Source organism: Roseibium sp. FZY0029, assembly GCF_036350355.1.
Taxonomy (GTDB): Bacteria; Pseudomonadota; Alphaproteobacteria; order Rhizobiales; family Stappiaceae; genus Roseibium.
The window spans coordinates 830,027-856,115 of the sequence record NZ_JAZDVZ010000001.1; the positions used below are offsets into that span (position 1 = coordinate 830,027).

Genomic DNA, 26,089 nt, shown 5'->3' on the forward strand with positions numbered 1-26,089 from the left:
ATGGGCGGAGCGTCTCAGGACGCCTCACGCCACCGCTCTTCGCGGACAAACTCCATCAGCCTGTCGGAAGGCATTGCCGGTGCGAAGGCATAGCCCTGAAGGGTGTCGCAGCCGAGATCGCGCAGGATCCTGGCATGCTGCATGGTTTCCACCCCCTCGGCGACAACCTTGATGCCGAGCGACTGGCCGATATCTATGATCGATGCAACGAGGCGGCGCTGGCTTTCCGAATGGGTGATGGGAATGACGAGCTGGCGATCGATCTTCAGCCGTTTCGGACGCAGGTGAATGAGGCTGACGATAGAGGCATAGCCGGTGCCGAAGTCGTCGATCTCGATATCGATGCCCATTTCCCGCAGCCGATCGAAATTGGCGGTGATGAGATCGTTCTTTTCGTCCAGGAAGATGGATTCCAGAAGTTCGAAGGAAAGCGATCCCGGTTCAAAGACGAGGCCATCCAGGCTCTGGATAAGCTGAACATCATTCAGCCTGCCCGCTGACACGTTGACCGACATTTTGGGAATATGAAGTCCGGCCGCTTTCCAGCGCGTCGATTGCCACAGTGTCTGCTCGAGGATGAGCCGGTCGATCAGATGCACCACATTGAGTTCGTCGGCCGTCTTCAGGAACCTGTCCGGCGTCAGGATGCCTTCGGACGGATGGTTCCAGCGCGCCAGCGCCTCGACGCCGCTGATTGCCAGCGTCCTGGCGTCGAACTGTGGCTGGAAGTACGGCATGAACTCCTGACGTTCCAGCGCAAACAGGATGTCATCGGCAACCTGCTTGTTGTGAAAGATTTCTGATTTCAGCGTGTCGGAGAAGAATTCGAACCGGTTGCGGCCGTTGCTCTTGGCCCGGTAAAGGGCAATGTCCGCATCGACCAGCAAATGGCGACCGTAGTCGCTCAGTGTCGTGTCGGCCATGGCGATGCCGATGGACACGCCAAAGCGGCATTGGTGGTTTTCGAAGGGCACCGGCCGGCGCATCTGCGCGATGATCCTGTCCGCACGTGCAGCCAGGCTTGCTTCGTCCGCCGGTTCGGTGATGGCGATGACGAATTCATCGCCGCCGATGCGGGCGACAAAGTCGCTGTCGCTGACGTTTTCCTTCAATACGGACGCCGCGTGCGTGAGCATCGCGTCGCCGGCCGCATGACCCAGCGTATCGTTGATGTGCTTGAAACGGTCCAGATCGATGTGCAGAAGCGCCGTCGGTCTTTGCGGGGCCTCTTCATCCAGAAGCTCCTGGTCCAGAAACCGGCGGTTCGGAAGACCTGTCAGACTGTCGTGGAGCGAGTAGTGCTCCATCAGGGCCCGGGCATCCTCCAGTTCGCGGTTGCGGTCCTCGGCACTCTGCTTGGCTTTCAGCAAGCGGGTCTTGAGCTGAAAATCATTGGAGACGTCCCAATTGACGCCCAGGATGTATTTCTGGCCATGGGCGTTGGTGTGGACTGCGCCGATGGCCCGGATCCAGCGGATAGAGCCGTCCTGATGAATGACCCGGAAGTCCGACTGATAGGTCCCACCGGCCTCGATTGCGTCCCAGTATTCTTTTTCGGCGCGTTTCAGATCATCCGGGTGCAGACAATCAACCCAGACATTGTATTGCGTCGTGTCCCGCCCTGCCGGGATATCGTAGAGTTCCAGCATGCGGCTGTCCCAGGTCAGCACACCGGTGTCCAGATTGAGTTCCCAGATGCCGATCTTGGACGTGTCGAGCGCCAGTTTCAGGCGCTGGGACAGGCCTTCCATCTGGAGCTGGCGTCGTTTGAGTTCGCGGATATGCCCGCGCCGCTGGTCGTAGAGCTGGCCTGCGATGAAGATCGGCAGCAGAACAAGCAGACCGCCGGCCACGGTCAGAAGCCGGGTCTTCCAGGCATTCGCAGGCACCGCTGACCAGCCCCCACGCGGGATCGCCGCGATCTGCCAGCGGCCGGTCGGCAAAACGACGTTCGACAGCACAGGCTCCTGATTCAGGATCGTTTCATCGCCGAAGAAAACCGTCTTGTCCGTCATGGTGGCGTCACGGCCCAGGATTGCGATTTCAACCGGCAGGTCCGGATCAAGCAGGCCGCTGTCCGCGTAGAGCGCATCAGCATCGACGACAGCCGCGACGAGCCCCCACAGACGCCGAGTACCGTCTTCGGTCCTCGTGAACACGGGAAACCGCGCGGCAAAGCCCGTCCCGCCCTGAAGCAGGTCAACCGGGCCTGCCAGCACCATCTCGCCCGATTTGACCGCCCGCAGGGCAGTGTCGCGATGCGGCTCGCTTTGCCGGTAGTCGAGACCGACGACTTTTTCGGTGCCCTGTGTCGGGTAAATCAGACTGACGACCAGATCGGGAGCGCCCGCAACACTGCGAAGCTGCGAGTGTTTCCCGATGAAGCTGCTGGAGATACGGGCAAACTGGTTCTGGTCGATGTCCGGCTGGGTTGCGATCAGCGCGACGAGGCCGCGTACGAGCTGCAGATTGCTGTTGATGTTGCCTTCCAGCCGGGCACGGACAACACCAAGTTGCTCGGCGACATTCGCGCGCGCACGTTGCAGATGAACAGACCGGTTCTGGACTTCCCAGGAAATTCCCGCCGCAGCGATAACAGCAACTGCAACAGCCATCGCGAGGATACTGGCCAGGCTGGGCCGCGTCAGAAAATGTCTGGCTTTAAGTCTGGGAAAATTGAACTTCGGCATCTCATCTCGTCGGGTCGAGAAATCTGAACGCACCACAGATCGGGACATCGCAGTCTTGGCTTACATCTCAGATTATCTTTAAAACCGAAACAAATGCCTAAAGCACACTCTACAGTTTGACTGAAGGAAATTTACCCTTTTTCTTTGCTACTTCGAACGCCGTACTATCGCAGCAGGATTATCCCCACGACCGCCGCGACAATGAGGAAGCAGCCGAAGATTTCAGACCGGGCAATCGCCTCCTTGAACACCAGCCATGAAACCAGAAAGGTGAAGACCAGTTCGACCTGAGCGAGCGCCCGGACATAGGCAACGTTTTGAAGCGTCATGGCGGTGAACCAGCCAACGGACCCCGCCACCCCGGAGGCACCGACCCAAACGGCAGCCCGCCAGGCGCGAACGCTTGCCCGCAACTGGTCGGGCTCGCGCAGCACCATCCAGACCGCCATGACGATTGTCTGGAAGGAGGTGGCATAGACGAGCGCGTAGGCGGCCTGCATCGGAACACCGGTTCCTTCAAGAGACAGCGAGGCCGTGCGGTAGGCCACGGCGGACGCTCCGAAAAAAGCCGCGGAGGCCAGGCCTATCAGCGCTGGCCGCCCGACCAGCGACGTGCGGACGGCAGACAGCGTCAAAGGGACCCGGGCGAGAGAAATGACCACCACGCCAACGACCCCGAGCAGAATGAACAGCCCGGCTGTCAGGGAAATATGTTCGCCCAGAACCACAAAGCCGAACAGGGCTGCCTGGATCGGTTCTGTCTTGGAATAGGCCGTCCCGACCGCAAAGTTGCGGAAGGAGAACAGGTAGATCAAAAGAAACGTTCCGAGGATCTGTGCCAGTCCGCCCAGGGCACCGGCAACGAGGAGCGTCGGCGTGGGCGCAGGCAGCGGAAATTCGAACACGGTGTGCAGTACGATGGCATAGGCAATCGCGAACGGCACACCGTAGCCGAACCGAACGAATGTCGCCCCGGTGGTCCCGAGCTGACCCTTAAGGTGTTTTTGCAGGGCCGTGCGCAGGTTTTGGCAAAACGCCGCCGCAATGGTGATCGGGATCCATAATTCCACGAGAAGCACTCTTTCAGGATTTATTGAAGTGATTTCACACTAGAGATTTACGCCCCGCTTTAAACTGCCGTAATCGCAATCCATTGTTTATCTTTTCTCACCATACGCACAGGAACCGCTTGCCTTTTCAGCCGCGCGCGACCTGGCGACCGCCTTTCAGTTTGACGGCAAGAGGACATCTGCAGACCCTCCCGTGCTTGACAGCACCTTGCCGGGCAGCTTAGGTCCGCGCCAGAATTGTTAACGCCCGGAGACCATCTGCCTGATGACCCACGATCTCGCTTCCCTGTCCAAGATTATCGACGCTGCCTTCGAAGACCGTGCCGCCATCGACACGACAACCACTGGCGAGATCCGGGAGGCGGTCGAGGAAACCCTGAACCTGCTCGACCGGGGCCAGTTGCGTGTTGCGGAAAAGAAAGACGGCGACTGGACAGTCAACCAGTGGGCCAAGAAAGCCGTGCTGCTGTCGTTCCGTCTGAACCCGATGGACATCATCAAGGGTGGCCCTGGCGATGCAACGTGGTGGGACAAGGTGCCGTCGAAATTTGACGGCTGGCGCGGCATGGATTTCGAAAAGGCCGGGTTCCGCGCCGTTCCGAACTGCATCGTCCGTCGCTCGGCGTTCATCGGCAAGGGCGTTGTCCTGATGCCGTCTTTTGTCAACCTCGGCGCCTTTGTTGACGAAGGCACGATGGTCGATACCTGGGCAACCGTTGGTTCCTGCGCCCAGATCGGCAAGAACGTTCACCTGTCCGGGGGCGTCGGCATCGGCGGCGTTCTGGAACCGCTCCAGGCCGGTCCGGTGATCATCGAAGACAATTGCTTCATCGGCGCACGGTCGGAAGTGGTGGAAGGCTGCATCGTGCGCGAAGGCTCCGTGCTCGGCATGGGCGTCTTTATCGGCCAGTCCACCAAGATCGTCAATCGCGCAACCGGCGAGATCACGTACGGTGAAGTGCCGCCTTACTCCGTGGTGGTTGCCGGCTCCATGCCGGGCAACAAGGTAATGGGCAACGGCGAAGCTGCACCGAACCTTTATTGCGCCGTTATCGTGAAGACGGTCGATGAAAAGACCCGTTCTAAGACCGGTATCAACGAACTTCTGCGCGACTGACGCAAACAACGGAGTGCCGCGAGCACTCCGTCACCCGTACTCTGGAAAGCCCCGCCCTCACCCGGCGGGGTTTTTCATGCGCCCCACAAGAGCCCTACGGCCTGGGAGATGACGAGCGTCAGCAACACATCCAGGACCACCACGCCGATGGTCAGGCTGACGGTCGTCTGAAGCACGATGCGGGCGACCTGGTATCGGTACCAGATGACGACGACAAGGCAGGTCAGCGACAACAGCACGACGATGCCAGGCGAGATGATGTCCAGAAGAAACAGGACGTAAGTGAAAATGTACGGCACCGAGGCCAGCAGGCTGGTCCAGTTGCGCACGACGATAAACGGCACATAGCGGTGTGAAATGCCGAGAGGTGCGGCCAGGAGCGCCAGCAGCAGCGGCAGCGCCAGCCAGTCGACGCCCATGCCCAGGAACTGGGCGAACCAGTAACTGCCATCGGGAAAGGCATCCGGATGATAGAGGTTCTCGGCGAAGAAGAGCCGCTTTTCCGCAAGGCAGCTGACCACATAGACCGGCAACAGCAGGAAGATGACGGAAAACGAGCGCCAGAAGCCCTGGACGGACTGGTCGAAGAACGCCATTCCCTCAGGACGATTGCGCAGAAGCAGCCAGGACCCGTCCAGTGCCGCACGAATTTCGACCTTGCTGATCAATTCCCGTCTGCTCCAGAAAAATAGCTGAAGAGGAATTTCTTGTAGATTGCAGCGAGCCGGTCAAGGTCATCGACCGCGACACATTCATCAACCTTGTGCATTGTCTGGCCGACCAGGCCGAATTCGACAACCGGGCAATAGTCCTTGATGAAGCGGGCGTCGGAGGTTCCTCCGCCCGTCGAAAGCTCCGGAACGCGGCCGGTTTCCGCTTCCACAGCCTTGCTCAGGGCGTCGATCAGAACTTCATCCCGCGTCAGGAAGGATTCGCTGGAATCACGCTTGAATTCCAATTCAAGGGCGAGCTTGTCGAGATCGACGCTCTCAAGCGTTTCCGTGATGCGGGCCTTGAGGCTCTCCAGCGTCCATTCGTCATTGTAGCGAATGTTGAAACGGGCCTCCGCCCGGGCCGGGATGACGTTGAAAGCAGGATTGCCGACATCCACGGAGACGATCTCCAGATTGGACGGCTGAAAGCGTTCGTTGCCCTTGTCCAGCTCCAGCGCATCAAGCGCGGCCAGAAGGCGGACAAGGCCAGTGATCGGATTGTCCGCCAGATGCGGATAGGCGACATGGCCCTGAACACCGCGAACGGTGACCGAACCGGACAGCGACCCACGCCGGCCGACCTTGATGGCGTCGCCGAGCATTTCCGGATTTGTCGGCTCACCGACGATGCATGCATCGAACACATGGCCCTGGTCGCTGGCCCATTGCAGCAACTTGACGGTGCCGTTGACCGCCGGGCCTTCCTCGTCACCGGTTATGAGGAAGGAAATCGTGCCGCCGATTTCCGGGCCTTTTTCCGCGACATAGTCGAGCGCGGCTGCCGCGAAAGCCGCAATGCCGCCTTTCATGTCGACAGCACCGCGGCCGAACAGCATGCCGTTATCGATCGCTCCCTCGAAGGGGCCGTGACGCCAGTCGCTCTCCGCGCCGGCCGGAACGACATCCGTATGGCCCGCGAAGACGAAATGCGGCGCGCCACTGCCAATGGATGCAAAGAGGTTCTCCACGTCCGGGGTGTCCTCGTCCTGGAACGTGACCCGCGAGACATTGAACCCGGCCTTGCCCAGCAGCGCCTCCAGCGAGGCCAGCGCGCCACCTTCGGCAGGGGTCACGGAGGGACAACGGATCAGGTCCTGTGCGATGGCGACGGCGGAAGTGGGCATGAAACAGTCTCTTGAGGTTAATCGTATGCGGGGCTCACGCGCGCTCAGCGCTTGCGCCAGTAACTGTTGGGCATCGGGCCATGGCGGTTCGGCTCAGCCTGGCTGGGCACAACACCCAGGAAGATCAGCATGATCACGTTCAGGATCGGTACGAAGATCAGCAATGCGAGGAAGCCGCTCTGGCCGATATCCTGCAGGCGCTTGACGACCAGCGCCAGCTCAATCCATTGCAGAACGAAAAACAACACCGGGAACAGCGGGTTAGTGCCGATATATTCGCCGGATATCATCGATTCCGGCGTCGGCGTTTCAGCGGAGGAAAGCCACCAGATCCGAAGCGCGATACCGAAGATGATCCAGCTGATCAGGAAACACAGCCAATAAGGTTCCCGGCCCATACGGCCGATGGGACTCAAAAGGGCCCAGATCGGCCCCGGGGCAGTGTTTGCGCTCTGTGGGGGCGTTGTCATTCCATCCAGCTTTGGTTCGATTGATCTGGCAACGAGGTAGACGCATACGCGGGCCGGATCAAGCTCTGTTACACAGTCGCACCGGTCTTTGCCAGTCCGTAATCCTGCGAATTGTGCCAGCCGCGGGGATTGCAGGCCATGACCCTGGGTAATTTTAATGGATTTTGCACGTCCGGCGTGCCAATCCTAACCTCAGGGGTTGACTGCCGACGAGGGGGCTCGCTGATGACCGGTGACTGGAAGACAAAGCTAACGGCTTGTACATTCTCGCTTTTTCTGGGTTTTTTGACGATTTTTTCCCTGCCGGCCAACGCTCAGGACACCGGGAAAAGCCTTCCGTCGCAATTACAACCTCAAGCCATGGAAAAGCTGGTTTCCGATCTTGATCCGGAACAGGTGAAGGCGCTCACCGACCTGATGACCCTGCTGCAGCAAGGTGCCGCAGCCAAGAGCCAACAGCCCACGCCCCCGTCCGAGGAAGTCGAGCTGATCGAAAGTGTGCAGAAGGCTGCTGACGAATTCGGCGCGCAGATCGCCAACAACTTCAAAAGCCTGCCGGAGCTCTTCACCAGCCTGTTCGCCAGTATCGGTGCGCTTTTCGAAGGATCTGTCGCCGGGCCGGTGCATATTCTGCTTGGGGCGATCGCGCTGATCCTGGCAGCCGGTTTCGCCGCCGAATTCCTGGTCAACCGGCTATTCGCCTCCCGCCGCGACCAGATCCGGAGCCACGCTCCTGGCAGTCTCTTTGAAACGGTCAAACTCGTCTCGACACGCGCCGCGCTCGATCTGGGCGGACTGATTGTTTTCGCCATCGTGGGCTTTGCGGTCGGAAAGATTGCTATCCTCGATCCAGTCGCTCGGACGTTTGCGTTTCAGGCGGTGTACTGGATCGTCTTCCTGCCGCGTACTGTGGCTGCCCTGCTCCGTTTCGCCCTCGCGCCTCATCGCAGCGAGTTGCGCCTTGTCACCGCGGACGACACCACTGCCAAATCGCTCTACCGCAGCTTCACCAGCCTTTTCACCTTTGTCGGCATCACCTTCTTCCTGCGCAACGTGATGCTGGAGGCCGGGTACGGCGACGTCGCCGAAACCTTCCGCTTCTTCATCGGCTTCGGTGTCAATCTGTGGATCGCCATTGTCATCTGGAACACCCGGCATGGCCTGACGAGCATCATCCTGGGCGACGAGCACCATCCGACCAGCGGGCTGGAACGCATGGCCCGCTTCTGGCCCTATTTCTCGATTGCCTTCATCGCCTTCAACTGGCTTCTCGTTCAGATAACCACAAGCATGGGCATCGAAGCGCTGACGGCGGGACGGTCGCTTGCGGTGATTTCCCTGGTGGTGTTCGCGCCTTTCCTCGACACGATGGTCCGCGGCATCGTCGCGCACATCATCCCGCCCATGCGTGGCGAAGGCCCGGTTGCCGAGGCCGCGCACATGCAGACACGGCACAGTTACGTCCGCATCGCCCGGGTCGCGCTGCTGGCGTTCCTGGTGCTCATGGTCGGCAGGATCTATGGCCTCAACCTGCTTGCAATCGGTGCGGCGGACGGCTCATCGGTCGCCCGGCATACGGTCATCTTCCTGCTTATTCTGGCGGCCGGTTACCTCGCCTGGGAAATCACCAACCTCTGGGTTGCTCACCAGCTTGCCAAGGATTCTCCGCCGCCTTCCAACGAAGACGAAGATGCGGAAATGGGCGGGGCCGGCAAGTCGCGCCTGGCGACAATCCTGCCGCTGATCCGCGTCGTCGTGCAGATCACGATCCTCACCCTGACGTTACTGCTCGCGCTCAGTCAGCTTGGCATCAACATCACCCCTCTTCTGGCTGGTGCCGGTGTCGTCGGCCTCGCTGTCGGCTTCGGCGCGCAGACCCTGGTGCGCGATGTCGTTTCGGGTGTCTTCTTCCTGATGGACGACGCCTTCCGTCTGGGCGAATTCATCGATGCGGGCGGAACGCAGGGGACCATCGAGAAAATCTCGATCAGATCGCTGCAACTGCGCGGCACGCGCGGTGCCGTTCATATCGTCCCCTACGGCGAAATTCCGAAGCTCACCAACCTGTCCCGCGACTGGGTGATCATGAAGCTGAAGTTCACCGTGCCTTTCGATACGGATGTCGAAAAGGTCCGCAAGCTGTTCAAGCGGATCGGCCAGGACATCATGGAGATGGACGAATTCAAGGACGACATTCTGGCCCCGTTCAAGGGACAGGGTGTCGCCGATGTCGACGACGTCGGGATCGTGGTGCGCGGCAAATACACCACGAAACCCGGCAAGCAGTTCGGTATCCGCAAGGAAATCTACAAGCGCGTCCAGCAGGCGTTTGAAGAAAACGGCATCCAGTTCGCGCGCAAGGAAGTGCGGGTCAACATTCCCGACACCGCCAAGCTGGACGACAAGCAGAAGGAAGCCGTCACTGCGGCCGCCGCTGCCGCGGCCGCCGACATGGACAAGAAACCGGCTGCGGAGTGAGACCCTGCTTCACAAATCGGCCTGCCGCTTCTTCTGTGTGAGCGGTGGGCCCAGCGTTTGTGGCCCATCCTTCGAGACGCCGCTATCGCGGCTCCTCAGGATGAGGCGATACGGGCAAGAAAGGCTTCGGCAAACCGCAACCTCATTCTGAGGAGGCCGCCAGGCCGTCTCGAAGGATGGGCCCAAAGCTCCTGCTCCCATTTTCACGACCGGATAACCCGACACGCAGGACAGCCGTTGCACCAAGTCGGATTTAACCGGCGTATACGCCCTTCTCCCGATTGAGCCGGACGCCGTTCCGTGCCTAAGATTGCATGTCCGCGGGAGGCGGGCAGGCAAAATGCTTTTGGGAGGAAGCCGCCTGATGAGTGACAACACGTCGACCCCGCATGGCGGCGGGGCATCTGCGAGTGATGGGCTGCGGCCCATGCCCAAGGTCAACACGATCACCGTCAACGACGTGATCGACGCGTTTGCGGCAGGCGTTGCAGATTTCCGCAGGGCGCCGGTCTACGGGCTTGCCATCGGCGCGTTTTTCGCTCTCGGCGGCCTGTTCGTCATCCTGAGCGCAGCCGCCCTCAACATGAGTTACCTGTCCTATCCGGCGGCGGCCGGATTCGTGCTGATCGGTCCGTTTGCCGCGGTCGGCCTCTACGAGGTCAGCCGGCGTCTTCAAAACGGCGAGACGCTGTCCTGGTCCTGCATCTTCGGCACCATGTGGGCGCAGAAGAGCCGCGAGCTTTCCTGGATGGCCTTTGTTGTTCTGTTCATCCAGATCATGTGGATGTATCAGGTGCGCCTGCTGCTGGCGCTGTTCCTCGGCTTCCGGTCGTTTGCCTCGTTCGACGAGTTCCTGACCCAGGTCATTACCACGCCGGAAGGCCTGATGTTCCTGGCCGTCGGTCATGTGGTCGGTGCGATCCTGTCGCTGATCCTGTTTTCGCTGACCGTGGTATCTTTTCCGCTGCTGATGGAAGAAGACCGGGACTTCATCACTGCCATGATCACCAGTGTGCGGGCCGTTTTCGCCTCGCCCGTGCCGATGATCGGCTGGGCCTTTATCGTGACGGCCGTGCTGATCGTGTCGATGGCACCAGCCTTCCTTGGCCTTATCGTATCCCTGCCGATCCTCGGTCATACGACCTGGCATCTCTACAAGAAGTGCGTGGAGACGCCTGAGGCCTGATCATGGGAAGGCCTGCCCCGCAGAAGGCGCGCAAGCGCCGGCCGGGGAAACGAAACTCGTGCGACTGTGCAATGGCGCGTTCTGGCAATCGCAGCGCGAGCGTCAGGCAGACAGGATCTTGCGGAAGCGCAGCAGCACAATGACCAGGGCCGCTGCGGACATCGCGCTCATCGCCAGCATTTCCCCACCGACCAGTCCGAAACCGCTGCCCCTGTAAAGGACAGACTGGGTAAAGCGGACAAAATGCGGCGACGGGCTGACAGTTAGGATGACCGCCTGCAGCCAGCCGGGCATCGACTCCAGCGGCGTCATTCCGCCCGACAGCAGGATCATGACGATGATGACGGGGATCACGAGCAGGCCGAACTGCCCCATCGACCGGGTGAAGCTGGCCAGAAGCAGACCGATGCTGGCGATGGCGGCAATATAGATCGCAGACCCCGCCACAAAGAGTCCGAGCGATCCCGCAACAGGCACCCCGATCAGAAATTCGACCACGAAGATGAGGCTCAGCACTGTTGCCGCCAGGATGACGAGGGCCGTTGCCAGGATTTTCGAGACGACGATCTCATGCGGGCGGACCGGCATCACCAACACATGTTCGATGGTTCCGTGTTCCCGTTCACGGATCATCGATGCACCCGAGAGGATCAGGGTCAAAATGGTGATGGAGTTCATGAGCTGCATCACCGAAGTGAACCATTCCGGTGTCAGGTTCGGATTGTATCGGTTGCGGAAGACCACATCGACCAGCCCTGTCCCTCTGCCCGGCAGATCGAAATAGCGTGCGATTTCCTCGGACAACAAACTGGTCATGAACGTCGCGCCGTTGCCTGCGTGGGCAACCGCCGTGGCGTCGATGTCGAGTTCGAGCGTCGCTTTCCTGCCGGCGCGCAGATCGCGCTCGAAGTTAGGCGGGATCGACAGGATCAGGACATGATCGCCCCGCTTCAGGGCTGCCTCTGCTTCTTTTGGATCGAGCTGGACGGGAGCCGCGAAGAGCGGTGGCTGGACCACGTCGGCCAGTCGTCTCGACAACATGCTGTGATCTTCGTCGACCACGGCGGTCGACAGGTCCTTGATGTCGGTCGAGACCGCGTAGCTCACCATGTAGGTCGCAATGGTGAAGACATAGACGATCAGAGCCAGCATCAGCTTGTCACCGCGTATGGCGCGCAGCTCCTTTACCGTCAGCAGGAGGATGTGTCTGAAACTGGCGATCATCGAAAGAAACCCACGCATCGCTCAGCGCTCCTGCTTGCGCAAGGCGAGGACGGACAGCGCGAGATAGATGACCACGAACCCGCAGAGCATCGCCGCGCTCCAGCCGATATCAGCCCAGCCGAAGGCCTTGACGAAAGACCCCACGCTCACCTCCTGATACCAGGCGCCGGGAAACATCTTTCCCAGAAGCTGACTGGATGGTGTCAGCGAGGAGACCGGCACGATGAGGCCGGAAAAATTCACTGTCGGAATGATGGTGATCACGGCTGTGGCAAACACGGCGGACACCTGTGTGCGCGTGAAACTTGAAACAAGCTGCCCCAAACCGGTCGTTGCGATCACGTAGATGACGGAGACGGTGAAGAGCGCGAAGAGATTGCCCGTGAAGGGAACCCCGAACAGAAGCCGGCCCATCAGGTAGAGCGTCCAGAAATTCAGCACTGCGACGGCGATATAGGGAAGCTGCTTTCCGGTCAGGAACTCCAGCCGGGTGACTGGCGTGGAGCGGAAATTGGCAATCGTTCCGGTTTCCTTCTCCCGGGCGACGCCGATGGCGGCCATGATCGCGGGGGTCAGCATGAGGATGAGCATGACCACGGACGGCACCATGGCATAGGCGCTCTTGAAGGCCTGATTGAACCGGTATCGCGTTTCGATGCCGACCGTGGCTCCCGGTGTCCTGCCGCTTTCTTTCGCCAGCAGGTCCGAAAACAGGTTCAGAACGCCAAGCGCATAGCCGTGCGCCGTTTCCGCGCGAAAGGGCATGGACCCGTCCACCCACAGCGAGACTTCCGGCACATGACCGCGATGCAAATCCCGTCCGAAGCCGCTCGGGATCTCAAGCGCCACGGTGAGCGTGCCGCGACCCATGCGAGCGTCAATCTCCGTCGGGCTTGAAATTGGTGGCCCCTCGTCGAACTGGCGGATCGAGGTGAATTGCTCACTCAGACGCCGGCTCTCCGGGCTCTGGTCCTGATCGTAGACCGCAAAGGTGATGTGGTCGACATCGAAGGATATGCCGTAGCCGATGGTGAACAGCAGGATTGCCGGCCCCATAAAGGCAAAGAACAGGCGTACGGGGTCCCGCATGAGCTCGAGCGTTTCCCGCGCGGCATAGGCCCAGAGCCGGGTGAGCGGGCGGTTCTTGTCCTTGCGGTCCGGGCTGAGAGCCAACTCGCCCGCGGGCTCAGTGGCGCGCTCGCCGGTCTCGTCTTCCAGCCAGCCGATAAAGGCTTCTTCCAGCGTGCTGCTGCCCCTTTTCTCAGTAAGCTCGGCGGGCGTCCCGACGGCCAGAACCTTGCCGGCATGCATCAGCGAGACGCGGTCGCAGCGTTCCGCCTCGTTCATGAAATGGGTGGAGATGAAGATCGTCACCCCCTTGTCGCGGGAGAGCGAGATCAGCTTGCGCCAGAAACTGTCACGGGCCACCGGGTCGACCCCCGAAGTCGGTTCGTCGAGGATGAGAATTCGTGGCTCATGGATGGTGGCGACGGCAAGCTGCAGGCGCTGCCGGATGCCCAGCGGCAGGCTTTCCGGCTGCTGATCCGCGACCTCCGCGAGATCGAATTCCTGCAGCACGTCACCAACGCGTGTTACCGCGACCCCGTAGAGGCGAGCATGGAGTGCCAGATTCTGCCGGACGGTCAGCTCCGAATAGAGCGAGAAGCTCTGCGACATGTAGCCGATACCGAGCCGGGCCTCCATGTCCGCATTTGCCAGTTGTTTTCCGAAGAGACGCGTCTCACCTTCCGTCGGCTCCAGCAGGCCGGTGAGCATCTTCATCGTTGTGGACTTTCCGCAGCCGTTCGAGCCCAGGAACCCGAAGATCTCGCCTTCCTCGATCTCGAAACTGACATTGTCCACCGCGGTGAAATCGCCGAAACGTTTCGTCAGCCCGGTCGCCGAAATGGCCGGGTCCGCGTCCGGACGCTCCTTGCGGGGTTGCGACTCGACCGGCCTGTGCCGGCCGCGCTCGCTCTCCGGCAGGAGATTGACAAAAGCCTCCTCCAGCGTAGCGGCGCCGGCAATGTTCTTCAATTCCTCCGGAGACCCTGACGAAATGATCCGGCCGCCGTTCATGGCCGCCAGCCAGTCGAAGCGCTCTGCCTCTTCCATATAGGCCGTTGCCACGATCACGCTCATGGAACTCATCCGCACCCGCATGCGGTCGATCAGCTCCCAGAACTGAAGGCGCGACAGCGGATCGACGCCGGTCGTCGGCTCGTCCAGAATCAGAAGGGCAGGATCGTGGATGAGTGCGCAACACAGGCTGAGCTTCTGCTTCATGCCGCCCGACAGCTTGCCCGCCGGGCGGTCCGGAAACGGATCAAGGCCCGTCGCCTCAAGCAGCATGGCGATGCGCTCGGCGCGCTCGCGGGCCGGTTGGCCGAACAGACGGCCGAAGAAGTCGAGGTTCTCGCGTACCGACAGCGTGGGGTAGAGATTGCGTCCGAGCCCCTGCGGCATATAGGCGATGCGTGGCATGATCGACGCGCGGGCACGGGCGGAGGCGATATCGGTGCCGAGGGTGACGATCCGGCCGGATTGCAGCCGCCGCACGCCGGCCAGAAGCGCAAGAAGGGTGGACTTGCCGACGCCATCCGGGCCGATCAACCCGGCCATGACACCTGCCGGGATCTGCAGATGCACGTCGTCAAGCGCTACCGCCGGGCCGTAGCGATGGCCTACCCCTTCGAGTTCGCACGCCCAGCCCATCGCACTCACTGCGGCAGCTTGACTTGCAGATCGTCCGGCCAGGCAGCCGCGGGGTCGGAGCGCACGAAGCCGACGCCGCGGATGCCCACCTTCACCCTGTCCTCGAACTGGCTCAGCAGATCACGCGGCACGGTCAGCTTGACCCGGAACACAAGTTGCGAGCGCTCCTCATGTGTTTCAACGCTCTTGGGCGTGAACTGTGCCTGGGATTCGATGAAGGTAACGCGTGCCGGAATGACATATTGTGGTACGGGGTCAAGCACCATCCTGGCTTCATCGTTGATCGACAGAACGCCTACCACGTCTGCCGGCAGATAGAGGTTCATATAGACATCTGTCAGATCAAGGAGCGTCACCACCGGCGTTCCGGCATCGATGACCTCTCCCGGCTCGTGGAGGCGGTATTCGACGCGCCCGCGGATCGGCGAGCGGATGGTCAGATCATCGAGCTGAACATTGATCTCTTCAACGTTTGCCTCGGCTGCGGCAATCAGCGCATCGCCGCTGCTGACCTGGGCGTGCGCCTGAGCCAGCGATGCTTCAGCAGCCTTGAGCGTATTTGTGGCATCATCCAGTTCGGCCTGGGAAACATGCCCCTCCGCCTTCAGCCCTTCGATGCGCTTGTAGGTGGAGCGCGCAAGCGACAAGGCGCTCTCGGCCTGGCTGACAGCCGCTTCCGCCTGCTGTTTCGAAGCCTTGCCCTGCAGGACCGAGGCTTTCGCGGCCAGAAGCTTCGCCTGAATGTCCCTGTCGTCCAGCGTTGCCAGCACGTCGCCCGCTTCAACTGTCTGGCCTTCGCGTGCAAGCACTTGCGTCAACCGGCCGGGATATTTTCCCGCAACATCAACGTTCTGGGCCTCGATGCGACCATTGGAACTGGCAATGTCTTTATTACCCAGGTTCCCGCGCAGCTTCTGCACGATCCGGTCAAAGGCGTTTTCGGCAAGAGCTGGCGGCGCAGAAAACGCAATCGCGGAAAGGCAGGCAAACAGAATCGCAAGTTTTCTGGAACCGATCGACATTTTCACTCGCTTCAGGACTGGGGAACCTCGACTGCCGCTCTCCCGTTCGCAGGCCACGGCAGGGCTGTGGCGGTTACTCACGGAGGAAGGCGTTCACTTGACCGGAACCGGCCATTCTAGAGTGTGGGCTCAGAAATGAAGACCAAATGGCATGAGACATTGCGAAACCACGTGAGAACGGGTCGCGGAGCGGGCTTGTTGCCCGATCAGGCAGGCTGGCGACATGCGGTGAGACCATTTCATCTTCATTTATGAGTCCACACCCTAGCCTTATCACTCTTCAGGGTTGTTTTTCATGCGCTAAATCGTCTTCGCCTCAAGATCTTCCCCTGCCGCAAGGTAATCAACGCGGGTGAGGTACAGACCATCGGCCGGCGCCGCCGGGCCACAGGCGTTCCGGTCATAAGCCTGCAGGGCGTTCCTGGGTCTGATCGTCTCTCTGCCGATCCTCGATCATACAACCTGGCATCTCTAAAAGAAGTGCGTGGGGATGACTGAGGAATGAACGGCGTCTTTCCGTCAAGCGGAACACCGGAGCTTTTCCCCACAGGAGAAAAACACAGCACAGCTAGCTGACACGCAGCGTTCTGCACAGTGGTACCTTGCTTCCATACATGGCATTCTTGCACCTTGTTGTAATTGAACAAATGGCTGCGGGCAGAACCTGATGAACCAGACGCGTATCGCAAGAAGGCCATGGACAGGGTCCATCGGCTTGCTTCTGGGGGCAATTGCTCTTGTGATGGCAGTCTTCCATTTCTCGGCCGGTCCCCTGGACCCTCAACCGACCATCGGACAGTCAATCGGTGAGATTGCCGCCGATATCCGGAAATCCGCGATCAAGGGCCTGAAAGGTGAGCCGCTCCCCGAGCCGCAATCTGCGCCCTGGAGCCTGGACCGAATGCTCAAGGCGTCTGCCTATGTGCTTGGTGGCCTCGCCATCGTTCTGGGAACGCTGGGCTTCGTCCTCAAGGAAAACAGACGGCTGGCCGTTTGTGCCGTCAGTCTGGGCGCTGGTGCAATTGGCTTTCAGCTCTTTACCTGGGTGATCCTGTTGATCGTGGGAGTGGTCGTTCTGATCGCGATTTTTCAGAATCTGGGAGAAATTCTCGAGGGCTGAGTCCATACCTAGGGTGTGGACCCATTTCTCCGCCTATCGACCGTCAGCTCAATCCTCCGCGTCGTCTTCCGCTTCCGGGGCCGCTTTGCGGGACTGCCAGTCCTTCTTGAGCTGGATGTCCATTTCCGCCGGGCGGTAGTCGACACGTGTCAGATAAAGCCCGTCGGCCGGCGCAACGGGGCCGCAGGCGTTCCGGTCGCGGGCTTTCAGGGCTTTGGTGACATCACCCGGCCCCCATTTGCCGTCGCCAACCAGCCGCAGCGAGCCCACCATGGAGCGCACCTGGTTGTGCAGGAAGGACCGGGAGGAACATTCGGCAATCACGAGCTCGCCTTCGCGGTAGACCCTGAATTCGTCCAGCGTCTTTTCCGGGCTTTTGGCCTGGCAGCGCGTGTGGCGGAAGGTGGTGAAGTCATGATGGCCGACAAACTCCTGCGCGGCAGCATGCATGGCATCGGCATCGAGATCCGACTTCACGTGCCAGGCAAGCCCGCGCTGATGGGTCAGCGGCGGGACACGGTTGTGAATGCGATACCGATAGGACCGGCGGATCGCCGAAAAACGGGCGTCGAAGCCCTCATGCATCTCTTCCGCGTCCAGAATAACCACCGGGTGGGGCTGACAATGGAAATTCAGCGCACCCATGACTGTTCTTGCGTCCCAGGTCTTCGAAAGATCCACGTGGCAGACCTGACCGGTGGCATGGACGCCGGTATCGGTGCGACCGGCGCCGCCGATGGTGACCTCCTCGCCGGAGAACGCCTTGACAGCACGCTCGATCACCGCCTGCACGGACGGCGCGTTCGCCTGACGCTGCCAGCCGCTGAACGGCCTTCCATCGTATTCCACCGTCAGCTTGTAGCGTGGCATTATTCGAATTCTTGGAAAGGCGTCGCGAAGGCGACCTCGATGGGCAGGTCGCGCGATCCGGCTTCCGTCAGCGCTAGTGCCATGAACGCGTCGCCCGCATAAGGCCCCTGCACCTTGCGCGCCAGAACGGGGTCGAAGCCGAAGCGCGGATAATAGGACGGCGGGCCGAGCACCAGAACAAGGTCCTCTCCGAGATCCTTCAGACTTTCCAGAGATGTCTTGATCAAAGCCGAGCCGATGCCGGTTTTCTGGCGATCCGGCCAGACAGAGACCGGTGCCAGGCAGACGACCTGCATGCCCTGCCCCGGTCCGATGGCAGCCGGCGTGACGCGGCTATAGGCGATATGTCCGACGATCCGGCCGGCGGCATCGACCGCGACCTGTTCGAGCACAAGGGCACCGCAATGGCGCAGCGTATGCACCAGCCGGGCTTCCGTACCAGACGGAAAGGCGGCGGTCACCAACTCTCTGACAGTGGTTTCATCGGCAGGAATTACATTCCTGATGGCAAGTCCGGTAGCTTCGGCAGCTTGGGTCATGTCGGTCTCCTCAAACGCCAGCTTAGTCCAGAACCGTGGCGTCAGAAAGCGATGCGCCGCGCAGAAACTCAGCGCCGCTCATTGGTTTTTTACCGGCCCGCTGCACCTGTTCCAGACGCACCGAGCCTGTTCCGCAACACACCACTGGAACATCTGCACCGGTCTGGACGGAGCCCGGCTTGCCGGACCCTTCGCCAAGCGTGCTGCGCAAGACCTTGACCCGCTCCGCCTTGCCGCCGAGCGGCATTTCGCACCAGGCACCCGGGAAGGGCGACAGGCCGCGAATGTGGTTGTGAACCTCCGCAGCCGGTTTCGACCAGTCGATCCGTGTTTCCTGCTTGGAGAGTTTGGCCGCGTAGCTGACGCCCTCTTCGGCCTGCGCCTGATCGCCAAGTGCCCCGCGCGACAAGGCTGCCAGGGCCCGGACCATCAGATCGCCGCCGAGCGAAGACAGTTTGTCATGAAGATCTCCGGCGGTCATGTTTTCGCCGATCGCGACGGTTTCCGACATGCACACGGGGCCAGTATCAAGCCCCTCTTCCATGCGCATCACCTGAACCGCGGTTTCGGTGTCTCCGGCCATGATTGCCCGGTTGATCGGCGCCGCGCCCCGCCAGCGCGGCAGCATGGACGCGTGCAGATTGAGACAACCGTATTGCGGTGCTTCCAGAATGGCTTTCGGCAAAAGAAGGCCGTAGGCGACCACCACCGCGACATCTGCGTTGAGAGCCGCAAAGGCTTCCTGTTCCTCCGCCCCTTTCAGGCTCTGCGGTGTGAACACCGGGATGCCGAAGGATTCCGCAGCCTCATGAACCGGCGATTTCTTCAGATCCATGCCCCGGCCCGCAGGACGCGGAGGCTGTGAATAGCAGGCGACAACATCGTGGCCCTGGCCGACGATTTCCATGAGGGTCGGCACCGAGAAATCCGGGGTGCCCATGAAGATGACACGTAAGGACATGAGGCTCCTGAGGCGTTTTGAAGAACTGCGCCCTTATTGCGTTTCACGCCGGGTGTTGCAAGGGGCGCGGGCGCTGTTTGCCACGCGTCCAATTGGCGCCATCTCCCCTGAAGGCCGAATTTGCGAGTTCGAACCCGACCGTGGGCCAGTGGGGACAGTCATGGCACCCCACGCCCCGTCCTGCTTGTTTGCTTCCGGCTTCGTGATAGCAAAGAGAACAGCGAGGTGTTGCAGGAACGGAGCGGTCCTCATATTTACCGCCGCCACGTCTCTCGGGCGGGCGGCGCCGGATCAGAGTTTTCCGGCCATCTTCGCCTGCTTGGTGAATTTCTTGACCACGCGGTCGCGCTTCAGTTTCGACAGGTAGTCGATGAACAGCTTGCCGTTCAGATGGTCCAGCTCGTGTTGAATACAGGTTGCCAGAAGACCGTCGGCCTTGATCTCCTGTTCGGCGCCTTCCCTGTTGAGAAACTGAACCGTTACTTCGGCAGGCCGCTCGACCTCCTCGTAGTAATCGGGGATCGACAAACAGCCTTCCTGATAGACGGACAGATCCTCGCTCGACCAGACGATCTTCGGATTGATGAACACCATCGGCTCCTTCGGAGCGTCGTCCTTGGCGACATCAAGTACAAAGATACGGTGCAACAGCCCGATCTGGCTGGCGGCAAGACCGATGCCGGGCGCATCGTACATGGTTTCCAGCATATCGTCGGCCAGCTTGCGGACGTCGTCGTCGACGGTCGCGACAGGTGCACAGACCTCGCGCAGGACCGGATCGGGGATGGTGATGATCGGGCGTATTGTCATTTGCCTGACATAAGAAATCGCGGCGCGGCGGTCAACGCGGAAATAGCGCGGGGACCTCCCGTTTTCAACGCTTTCGACCAGACCGATCACTTGCAATAGACCACAGCCCTCTGCAGCCGCGCGGATGGGCCTTCGCCCCGAATCGTTCTATGTTTGTTTCATGAATGAGATCCTGTTCGAGTTGAGTGGCCGTCCGGTGACGGTCCTGGAGGCTGCCATTGCCGGTGGCCTGTTTCTTCTGGCCCTGATTGTCTGGCTGGTTCTGAAGACCATGCGGGAGATCCGCCTGCGCGCCGAGTCGGACGCGGTGGCGGGCGAACGTATTCACGAGCTGGAAAGCCATCTCTCCCAGCTTCTGAAGTCCCAGGGGGAAATGACCGGCCGCATGCAGACGATGGCGGAAGTGTTCGGTTCGCGGCAATCCGACATGATGCGCGCCGTCAACGAACGACTGGACGGCATGGGCCACAAGCTGAACCTCTCGATGGCCGACACCAGCAAACGCACCCAGGATGGCCTCAGACACCTGCATGAGCGGCTGGCGGTGATTGACCGGGCACAGCGCACGATTACCGATCTTTCGGGCCAGGTCGGCCAGTTGCAGGCGATCCTGTCCAACAAGCAGACCCGGGGCGCTTTCGGGCAAGGCCGGATGGAGGCAATCGTCCAGGACCAGATGGCGCCCAGCACCTATTCCTTTCAGGCAACGCTGTCCAACAACAGCCGCCCGGATTGCCTGATCCACATGCCCAACGGGGCACCGTCGCTGGCCATCGACGCCAAGTTCCCGCTGGAAGCCTTCAACCTGTTGCGGAAAGCGGAAACGGACGATCAGCTTAAATATGCGCAGGCCCAGTTCCGCCGCGACTTCACGAAACACATTCAGGATGTCGGCGAGAAATATCTGCTGCCGGGCGAAACCCAGGACACTGCTTTCCTGTTCGTGCCGTCTGAAAGCGTCTTTGCCGAGCTGAACGAGAGCTTCGAGGATCTCATTCAGAAAGCGCACCGCGCACGGGTCGTGATCGTCTCGCCGTCGCTGCTGATGCTCTCGATCCAGGTGATCCAGTCAGTCTTGCGCGATGCCAAGATGCGCGAACAGGCCCATCTGATCCAGGCTGAGGTCGGTCATCTGATTGCAGATGTCAGCCGGCTGAACGACCGGGTCGGCAAGCTTCAGGCCCATTTCGCGCAGGCGAACAAGGATATCGACCAGATCCTGATTTCCTCCGACAAGATCTCCAAGCGCAGCCGTCGTATCGAGGATCTGGAACTGGGTGAAGTGGAAAGCGCGGCAAAGGAAGATGCCAGCGCGGAACCCAAGCTGGCGCTGACGCCCCAAGGGTGATTCAGCAAGCGTCACGCAGCAATTCTGTTGCTGCTGTTACAAGCCGGGTCTACAGTCCCGCCGGCTCGATCCGAGTCGATTTGGAGGCTGGTATGTCGTTCCGGAATTCTCTTTTTTCCAAGGCACTTAACATTGCTCTCACCAGCCTGGCGCTTGGTGTATTCGCGCTCCCGCTGAGCCAGAAGGCGGCCGCGGAAGAGTGCAGCCAAGCCGTCGAAACTGTCTGGCTGGACACCTATTCGGTTGAAGCCGATGCGCAAGGCGAATGCGGGTCCGCGGAAATCTCTATTGCGGTCTTCAATCCGTCCGGCGGCATTGAATATCAGGCCACCTTCGATCAGAACGACCTCTTCGGTTTTTACGGCATCGAAAGCCTGAGCGACATGCAGGCAGCCCTGCTGGACTGGGTCAGCGACTACACGGACGTCGCCACCTCCGCCAAGCTGCCGGTTTGGCCGGAAGGCGCTGAAGGTCCGCAGGCGGGAGAGTTTCCCTTTTACGCCGAAGAAGGTGTGACACGGGAGATCTATGAACGGGCCCGCCAGGAAGACCGCCCCATGGTGTGCTTTATCCAGGGCACCGAAAGCCAGCTTTGCCTGGTGAAGAATCCGACGTCCGGCGCGCTTGAGTCCATCGGCGTGCAGACCTTTCCGGGCTGATAAAACAGCCACAGAAGCCAGCGACAAACGTCCAACAATGGCATGTCATCAGGCTGACAGGCTCCGGGCTGGCATTGCGAAGCCCGGAGCAATGCCGCTTAAAGTCCGCTTAAAGAACCGACAGGCGCCGGGCGCTGGTGATCGCACCCCATTCCGTTGCCGCGATGCGGTCGGTCGCCTTGTCCAGAGGCTCGTAAGCGACGGTCATCGTATGGCCATTGGCGTGCAGCAGGCAGTTGTCGCCCGTGATGATGCCGACGTGGCCTTTCCAGAACAGCAGATCACCGCGTTTCAACGAGGACGGGTCGTCATGCGGAATAGCCTCGCCGGCTTCCGCTTCCTGCATGTCGCTGTCACGCGGCAGGTCGTGCCCGCCGGCCTGAGCGGCAAGCTGTACCAGCGCCGAGCAATCGAGGCCAAGGCTGGATCGTCCGCCCCAGCGGTAGGGCGTACCGACAAACTCTTCGGCAACAGCCACCCAATCGTCTTCGATCGTGTCCACGGGCACGAGATGTTTTGCGACGACCGCCGAACCGTCGCTCAGAAGCGCATAGGTGAGCCCCCGTGTTTCGGTTTCCCCTGTCACCGTGACAAGAGAGCCGATCGACAGGAGACCAAGCGGCGGGAACTTCAGGTCGGCAACCGGGTAGCGATACGTGCGCAGCGCCCGCACCCTGTGCGTCGCCGGTTTGACCGGCCCAAGACCATCGGAGGAAAACCAGCCGACATATCCATCCGTGTCGAGCTGCCCCCAGGCCCAGCCTTCCTGTGTCTGTTCATAGACCGTCACCCACTCGCCGCTGAGGGCTTCGGTGTCGATTGGCCTGTCCGGGCGCGGTTCGGGCCGGATCGGCAACTGATCGGCAATGACCTGAAATACGTCACCTTCGGCAAACCGGCTGGCGGTTATCCGGCCTTCATAGTCGATGGCGGCAAGGTCGGCACGAACCGGGTGGCGGCGGCGGTCGAAAGTCTCGGTCATGGTCGTTCCCGAACTGGGTTGGGCTGTCAGCGCGGCAGTTCCCTGGCCTTTTCAACCACAAGATCGCCGAGCTGCTCCAGATAAAGCGCGCCTTCCACCGTGCGTGTAATGATCACATTGCGTTTGTCGGCTTCATCGCGCTTGCGCGACAGAAGCCGCATACCGCCCAGAGTGTCAAGCGCCCGGGTGATAGCGGGTTTGGTGACGTTCAGCTTGGCTGCCAGACCGCGCACCGTGTGGGGCGGCGGCTCCAGATAAACCGTCATCAGGATTGTCAATTGGCGCGCGGAAAGATCCTGTTCGCTGTCGCGAACAAGCGCCAGATTGACTTCGTGCATCAGTTTCAGCGCCTGCGAGGCGCGCAATTCGACGGCCATGAGTTACAGGGTCCCATCCTTTTCCCCCATCCATCTCCATGACCATCGAAGCACGAAAACGTTTCGGAGCCGTTATTGTGCGACTGCAAATCGCTCGGAGATCACATCGAACAGGCCACGAATGCCCTGGGCTTCGCCGCCCATCGGTTTTCCCGGCTTTTCCATCGGGGTCCAGCCGAAAATGTCGAAGTGAACCCAACTGCCGGCGTTCTCTACGAAACGGGACAGGAACAGGGCAGCCGTGATGGAGCCCGCAAAACCGGCACCTGAGGTGTTGATGTGATTGATGTCGGCAACCTTGCTGTCGAGATACTTCAGATAGGGCTGCCAGAGTGGCATGCGCCACAGCGGGTCGGCAGTGGCCTCGGCCATCACCGCGATATCCTCGGCCAGTTCGTCGTCATCTGTGTAGTAAGGCGGCAGATCCGGTCCAAGCGCAACGCGTGCGGCGCCGGTGAGTGTTGCCATGTCGATCAGCATCTCCGGGCTTTCCTCATCGGCAAGCGCCAGCGCATCGGCCAGGATCAACCGGCCTTCGGCATCGGTGTTGCCGATTTCGACGGTCAGTCCCTTGCGGCTCGGCAGGATATCGCCCGGACGGAAGGCGTTGCCGGCAACGGCGTTTTCGACACACGGTACGATGACCCGCAGACGCACCGGAAGCTTTGCTGCCATGATCATGGACGCAAGTCCCAGAACATTTGCAGCCCCGCCCATGTCCTTCTTCATCAGCGCCATGGAGGAGCCCGGCTTCAGGTTCAGGCCACCGGTGTCGAAGATGACCCCCTTGCCCACCAGCGTGACCTTGGGTGCAGTTTCGTCACCCCAGGTGAAATCCGCCAGGCGCGGCGCCCGGCTGCTGGCCCTGCCGACCGCATGCACCATCGGAAAGTTTTCTTCCAGGAGATCTTCCCCGATAACGATCCGCCCGGTGCCGCCATGTTGCTTGAACAGCGCAACAACGGCCTGTGAGAGTTCGCCCGGTCCAAGATCGTTCGCGGGGGTGTTGATAAGATCACGCGCCAGCTTCACGCCGTCGAGAATCGTTCCGAGACGCTGGAGATCAACACTGTCGTCAACAGCCAGACGACGGGTCTTGCCTTCGCTTTTCAGGTAGCGGGTGAAGGAATAGCTGGAAAGCGCAAAACCAAGTGCTGCCTGTTCCGGATCCGGAAAGCCTTCGGCAAGATGGTAGTCCCCTTCCGGCAGTCCCGCGACCAGGCCGCCAAGTGCCAGCGGATGCGGCAGGGCGTCGTCCTCAACGCCGAACAGCACAGCTGTGCCGCCCTCTCCGGGAACAAGCAGAGACGTTGCGGGCTTTCCCGCAAAATCGTTGACCTTGCACCAGTTTGCAGCCGGCGCGCCGAGTCCGTCCAGAACCTGCGGAAGGCTTGCCTCGGTAACGGCATGGATGGGCGTGGAGCTGGCAACATCGCTCTTGCGGACTAGGCTTTCGCGCACGGGGGACCTCCGTTGGAGATTGGATTCGATCTTCAAGACCTAGGACGCCCCGCGTCCAGACGCAATATGGCGCTGAGCAATCCGCACCGCTTCTCGCAAATCGCAACGATGCTTAACCAAGCATTAGGGTTAATTATCTATTTCTCATAGGGACACATGAAAGCCGCCGACAACAAGGATGTTGGAAATGCAATCGCCCAGAATCGGTTCCGTTCGCCGTCGCACCCGTATCGCTACGACGCTGCTGGCCATGTCGGCGCTTGTCGTTGTCACCGGCTGTGCGTCCAACCGGGCCAACACGGGCACGCATTCCCCAGCCTCCGGCTACACCTCACCTGGCTCCTCCCAGGCATTGGCGCAGGTCTCCAAATGGTCCAAGGCCTATGAGCGTGACCGCAAGGATCGTAACGCCATCCTGGGATACTCCAGCGCCCTCAGCCAGAACGGACAGGTGCCCCAGGCCATGGCCGTGTTGCGTTCCGGCGTGATCGCCCATCCGAAGGACCGGGAAATCGCCTCGGCCTATGGCAAGGTGCTGGCGATGAACGGCCGTTTCGACGAGGCGCTGAACGTCATTCGCGGCGCCCAGCGCCCGGATACGCCGGACTGGAAACTGATGTCCGCGGAAGCCGCGATATACGATCAGACCGGCAGCCACGACAAGGCCCGCAGTCTTTACAAGCAGGCCCTCCTGATTGCCCCGAACGACCCGAGTCTTCTGAACAATCTGGGCCTGTCCTATCTGTTGTCGAACGACTTGCCCGACGCCGAATACACCTTGCGCAAGGCAGCCGCCCTGCCCGGCGCAGACAGCCGCGTTCGGCAGAATCTGGCTCTAGTCCTGGGCATCCAGGGCAAGTTCGACGAAGCCATACAGGTGGCCCAGGCGGAGATCGATCCGCAGCAGGCTCAGGCCAATATCGCCTATCTGCGCACCATGATGCAGAAACGCCAGCAAGGCTGACGCGCCTTTTCCTTCAGCAATCAAGCAGCTTTGTTCCTGACCGACCTGGTCGACGGCTCGTCCAGCCGGGGCCCGGCGCAGAACCGGCTCAAGAGTAAGCCGCCTGTGTCGCAGACGCAGCTTTCCTGCGCGTGATCTCACCGGGATTTCTGAAACCCCGGGCTCGTCTTTGGGGAGGGAGTTGTGGTC

Annotated in this window: 22 protein-coding genes; 7 read left to right on the forward strand and 15 right to left on the reverse strand. The window is 60.7% G+C overall.

The genetic code is table 11. The annotated features are described in order from the left end of the window. Nucleotides 1–14: 14 nt before the first annotated feature. Both V1T76_RS03825 and V1T76_RS03830 read right to left on the reverse strand, forming a co-directional pair. Complete coding sequence (locus V1T76_RS03825; protein WP_330559277.1) at nucleotides 15–2,690, reverse strand: bifunctional diguanylate cyclase/phosphodiesterase; 2,676 nt, start codon at nucleotides 2,688–2,690, stop codon at nucleotides 15–17. A 164-nt stretch (nucleotides 2,691–2,854) separates the two neighbouring features. Further along, a complete protein-coding gene (locus tag V1T76_RS03830) occupies nucleotides 2,855–3,760 on the reverse strand; it encodes an EamA family transporter (protein ID WP_330559278.1) in 906 nt (301 codons plus the stop codon). Nucleotides 3,761–4,022: 262 nt separating this feature from the next. Here V1T76_RS03830 and dapD point away from each other — a divergent pair, with 262 nt between their 5' ends. After that, nucleotides 4,023–4,877 carry a 2,3,4,5-tetrahydropyridine-2,6-dicarboxylate N-succinyltransferase gene (gene dapD / locus V1T76_RS03835; protein ID WP_330559420.1) on the forward strand — a complete coding sequence of 285 codons (855 nt, stop codon included), beginning with the start codon at nucleotides 4,023–4,025 and terminating at the stop codon, nucleotides 4,875–4,877. 74 nt (nucleotides 4,878–4,951) lie between these two features. Here dapD and V1T76_RS03840 read toward each other — a convergent pair whose 3' ends face one another. From V1T76_RS03840 to V1T76_RS03850, 3 genes are read right to left on the reverse strand one after another with little or no spacing between them, the layout of a single operon-like run. Continuing rightward, entirely contained in the window at nucleotides 4,952–5,545 is a 594-nt protein-coding gene (locus tag V1T76_RS03840) for a hypothetical protein (protein WP_330559279.1), read from the reverse strand. Next, complete coding sequence (gene dapE / locus V1T76_RS03845; RefSeq protein ID WP_330559280.1) at nucleotides 5,542–6,714, reverse strand: succinyl-diaminopimelate desuccinylase; 1,173 nt, start codon at nucleotides 6,712–6,714, stop codon at nucleotides 5,542–5,544. The genes V1T76_RS03840 and dapE overlap by 4 nt, the downstream gene beginning before the upstream one ends. 44 nt (nucleotides 6,715–6,758) lie before the next feature. Beyond that, on the reverse strand, nucleotides 6,759–7,184 hold the full coding sequence (locus tag V1T76_RS03850) for a DUF805 domain-containing protein (RefSeq protein WP_330559281.1): 426 nt from the start codon (nucleotides 7,182–7,184) through the stop codon (nucleotides 6,759–6,761). 360 nt (nucleotides 7,185–7,544) lie between these two features. Between V1T76_RS03850 and V1T76_RS03855 the strand changes: the two genes are divergently transcribed. Together V1T76_RS03855 and V1T76_RS03860 are read left to right on the forward strand one after the other, a co-directional pair. After that, entirely contained in the window at nucleotides 7,545–9,662 is a 2,118-nt protein-coding gene (locus V1T76_RS03855; RefSeq protein ID WP_330559282.1) for a mechanosensitive ion channel domain-containing protein, read from the forward strand. 364 nt (nucleotides 9,663–10,026) lie between these two features. Next, nucleotides 10,027–10,848 carry a DUF2189 domain-containing protein gene (locus tag V1T76_RS03860; protein WP_330559283.1) on the forward strand — a complete coding sequence of 274 codons (822 nt, stop codon included), beginning with the start codon at nucleotides 10,027–10,029 and terminating at the stop codon, nucleotides 10,846–10,848. Between the two features lie 102 nt (nucleotides 10,849–10,950). Here the strand turns inward: V1T76_RS03860 and V1T76_RS03865 are convergent, their stop codons facing one another. Genes V1T76_RS03865 through V1T76_RS03875 form a run of 3 tightly spaced genes read right to left on the reverse strand, consistent with a single transcriptional unit; the run spans nucleotide 10,951 to nucleotide 15,809 of the window. After that, nucleotides 10,951–12,090, reverse strand: a complete 1,140-nt coding sequence (locus V1T76_RS03865; protein WP_330559285.1) for an ABC transporter permease — start codon at nucleotides 12,088–12,090, stop codon at nucleotides 10,951–10,953. Nucleotides 12,091–12,093: 3 nt separating this feature from the next. Next, a complete protein-coding gene (gene rbbA, locus V1T76_RS03870) occupies nucleotides 12,094–14,787 on the reverse strand; it encodes a ribosome-associated ATPase/putative transporter RbbA (RefSeq protein ID WP_330559286.1) in 2,694 nt (897 codons plus the stop codon). 5 nt (nucleotides 14,788–14,792) lie between these two features. Further along, nucleotides 14,793–15,809: an HlyD family secretion protein gene (locus V1T76_RS03875; RefSeq protein ID WP_330559287.1), complete on the reverse strand. Its 1,017-nt coding sequence runs from the start codon at nucleotides 15,807–15,809 to the stop codon at nucleotides 14,793–14,795. Nucleotides 15,810–16,476: 667 nt separating this feature from the next. Between V1T76_RS03875 and V1T76_RS03885 the strand changes: the two genes are divergently transcribed. Further along, complete coding sequence (locus tag V1T76_RS03885) at nucleotides 16,477–16,929, forward strand: hypothetical protein (RefSeq protein WP_330559289.1); 453 nt, start codon at nucleotides 16,477–16,479, stop codon at nucleotides 16,927–16,929. Nucleotides 16,930–16,977: 48 nt separating this feature from the next. Here V1T76_RS03885 and truA read toward each other — a convergent pair whose 3' ends face one another. The 4 genes from truA to def all read right to left on the reverse strand — a co-directional run bounded on the left by truA (nucleotide 16,978) and on the right by def (nucleotide 20,109). Then, nucleotides 16,978–17,799: a tRNA pseudouridine(38-40) synthase TruA gene (gene truA, locus V1T76_RS03890; RefSeq protein WP_330559290.1), complete on the reverse strand. Its 822-nt coding sequence runs from the start codon at nucleotides 17,797–17,799 to the stop codon at nucleotides 16,978–16,980. Beyond that, a complete protein-coding gene (locus V1T76_RS03895) occupies nucleotides 17,799–18,338 on the reverse strand; it encodes a GNAT family N-acetyltransferase (protein ID WP_330559291.1) in 540 nt (179 codons plus the stop codon). The genes truA and V1T76_RS03895 overlap by 1 nt, the downstream gene beginning before the upstream one ends. Before the next feature lie 22 nt (nucleotides 18,339–18,360). Further along, nucleotides 18,361–19,299 (reverse strand): methionyl-tRNA formyltransferase, encoded by a 939-nt coding sequence (fmt, locus tag V1T76_RS03900; RefSeq protein ID WP_330559292.1) that lies wholly within the window; start codon nucleotides 19,297–19,299, stop codon nucleotides 18,361–18,363. A 291-nt stretch (nucleotides 19,300–19,590) separates the two neighbouring features. Further along, a complete protein-coding gene (gene def / locus V1T76_RS03905) occupies nucleotides 19,591–20,109 on the reverse strand; it encodes a peptide deformylase (protein ID WP_330559293.1) in 519 nt (172 codons plus the stop codon). Between the two features lie 160 nt (nucleotides 20,110–20,269). Between def and V1T76_RS03910 the strand changes: the two genes are divergently transcribed. Both V1T76_RS03910 and V1T76_RS03915 read left to right on the forward strand, forming a co-directional pair. Next, the gene (locus V1T76_RS03910) at nucleotides 20,270–21,457 is read left to right on the forward strand and encodes a DNA recombination protein RmuC (RefSeq protein WP_330559294.1); all 1,188 of its coding nucleotides are present in this window, start codon (nucleotides 20,270–20,272) and stop codon (nucleotides 21,455–21,457) included. Between the two features lie 92 nt (nucleotides 21,458–21,549). After that, nucleotides 21,550–22,116 (forward strand): hypothetical protein, encoded by a 567-nt coding sequence (locus V1T76_RS03915; RefSeq protein ID WP_330559295.1) that lies wholly within the window; start codon nucleotides 21,550–21,552, stop codon nucleotides 22,114–22,116. A gap of 109 nt (nucleotides 22,117–22,225) precedes the next feature. Here V1T76_RS03915 and V1T76_RS03920 read toward each other — a convergent pair whose 3' ends face one another. From V1T76_RS03920 to V1T76_RS03930, 3 genes are all read right to left on the reverse strand, one after another. Continuing rightward, nucleotides 22,226–23,098 (reverse strand): C40 family peptidase, encoded by an 873-nt coding sequence (locus tag V1T76_RS03920; protein WP_330559296.1) that lies wholly within the window; start codon nucleotides 23,096–23,098, stop codon nucleotides 22,226–22,228. Nucleotides 23,099–23,124: 26 nt separating this feature from the next. Next, the gene (locus tag V1T76_RS03925) at nucleotides 23,125–23,475 is read right to left on the reverse strand and encodes a MarR family transcriptional regulator (protein WP_006934185.1); all 351 of its coding nucleotides are present in this window, start codon (nucleotides 23,473–23,475) and stop codon (nucleotides 23,125–23,127) included. Nucleotides 23,476–23,547: 72 nt separating this feature from the next. Further along, nucleotides 23,548–24,936, reverse strand: coding sequence for a leucyl aminopeptidase family protein (locus V1T76_RS03930; RefSeq protein WP_330559297.1), 1,389 nt, complete (start codon nucleotides 24,934–24,936; stop codon nucleotides 23,548–23,550). Between the two features lie 187 nt (nucleotides 24,937–25,123). On the opposite strand from V1T76_RS03930, the gene V1T76_RS03935 reads away from it, so the two are divergent. Continuing rightward, nucleotides 25,124–25,900, forward strand: coding sequence for a tetratricopeptide repeat protein (locus V1T76_RS03935; RefSeq protein ID WP_330559298.1), 777 nt, complete (start codon nucleotides 25,124–25,126; stop codon nucleotides 25,898–25,900). Nucleotides 25,901–26,089: the final 189 nt, after the last annotated feature.

What these genes read in the sequence shown, in the direction of transcription:
- V1T76_RS03915 (WP_330559295.1), top strand. Translation starts at nt 21,550, where the DNA reads ATGTCGTTCCGGAATTCTCTTTTTTCCAAGGCACTTAACATTGCTCTC.
- V1T76_RS03935 (WP_330559298.1), top strand. Translation starts at nt 25,124, where the DNA reads ATGCAATCGCCCAGAATCGGTTCCGTTCGCCGTCGCACCCGTATCGCT.
- V1T76_RS03825 (WP_330559277.1), bottom strand. Translation starts at nt 2,690, where the DNA reads ATGCCGAAGTTCAATTTTCCCAGACTTAAAGCCAGACATTTTCTGACG.
- V1T76_RS03895 (WP_330559291.1), bottom strand. Translation starts at nt 18,338, where the DNA reads ATGACCCAAGCTGCCGAAGCTACCGGACTTGCCATCAGGAATGTAATT.
- rbbA (WP_330559286.1), bottom strand. Translation starts at nt 14,787, where the DNA reads ATGGGCTGGGCGTGCGAACTCGAAGGGGTAGGCCATCGCTACGGCCCG.
- def (WP_330559293.1), bottom strand. Translation starts at nt 20,109, where the DNA reads ATGACAATACGCCCGATCATCACCATCCCCGATCCGGTCCTGCGCGAG.
- V1T76_RS03920 (WP_330559296.1), bottom strand. Translation starts at nt 23,098, where the DNA reads ATGACCGAGACTTTCGACCGCCGCCGCCACCCGGTTCGTGCCGACCTT.
- V1T76_RS03860 (WP_330559283.1), top strand. Translation starts at nt 10,027, where the DNA reads ATGAGTGACAACACGTCGACCCCGCATGGCGGCGGGGCATCTGCGAGT.
- V1T76_RS03865 (WP_330559285.1), bottom strand. Translation starts at nt 12,090, where the DNA reads ATGCGTGGGTTTCTTTCGATGATCGCCAGTTTCAGACACATCCTCCTG.
- V1T76_RS03925 (WP_006934185.1), bottom strand. Translation starts at nt 23,475, where the DNA reads ATGGCCGTCGAATTGCGCGCCTCGCAGGCGCTGAAACTGATGCACGAA.
- V1T76_RS03855 (WP_330559282.1), top strand. Translation starts at nt 7,545, where the DNA reads ATGGAAAAGCTGGTTTCCGATCTTGATCCGGAACAGGTGAAGGCGCTC.
- truA (WP_330559290.1), bottom strand. Translation starts at nt 17,799, where the DNA reads ATGCCACGCTACAAGCTGACGGTGGAATACGATGGAAGGCCGTTCAGC.
- V1T76_RS03875 (WP_330559287.1), bottom strand. Translation starts at nt 15,809, where the DNA reads ATGTCGATCGGTTCCAGAAAACTTGCGATTCTGTTTGCCTGCCTTTCC.
- dapE (WP_330559280.1), bottom strand. Translation starts at nt 6,714, where the DNA reads ATGCCCACTTCCGCCGTCGCCATCGCACAGGACCTGATCCGTTGTCCC.
- V1T76_RS03910 (WP_330559294.1), top strand. Translation starts at nt 20,270, where the DNA reads ATGAATGAGATCCTGTTCGAGTTGAGTGGCCGTCCGGTGACGGTCCTG.
- V1T76_RS03885 (WP_330559289.1), top strand. Translation starts at nt 16,477, where the DNA reads ATGAACCAGACGCGTATCGCAAGAAGGCCATGGACAGGGTCCATCGGC.
- V1T76_RS03850 (WP_330559281.1), bottom strand. Translation starts at nt 7,184, where the DNA reads ATGACAACGCCCCCACAGAGCGCAAACACTGCCCCGGGGCCGATCTGG.
- fmt (WP_330559292.1), bottom strand. Translation starts at nt 19,299, where the DNA reads ATGTCCTTACGTGTCATCTTCATGGGCACCCCGGATTTCTCGGTGCCG.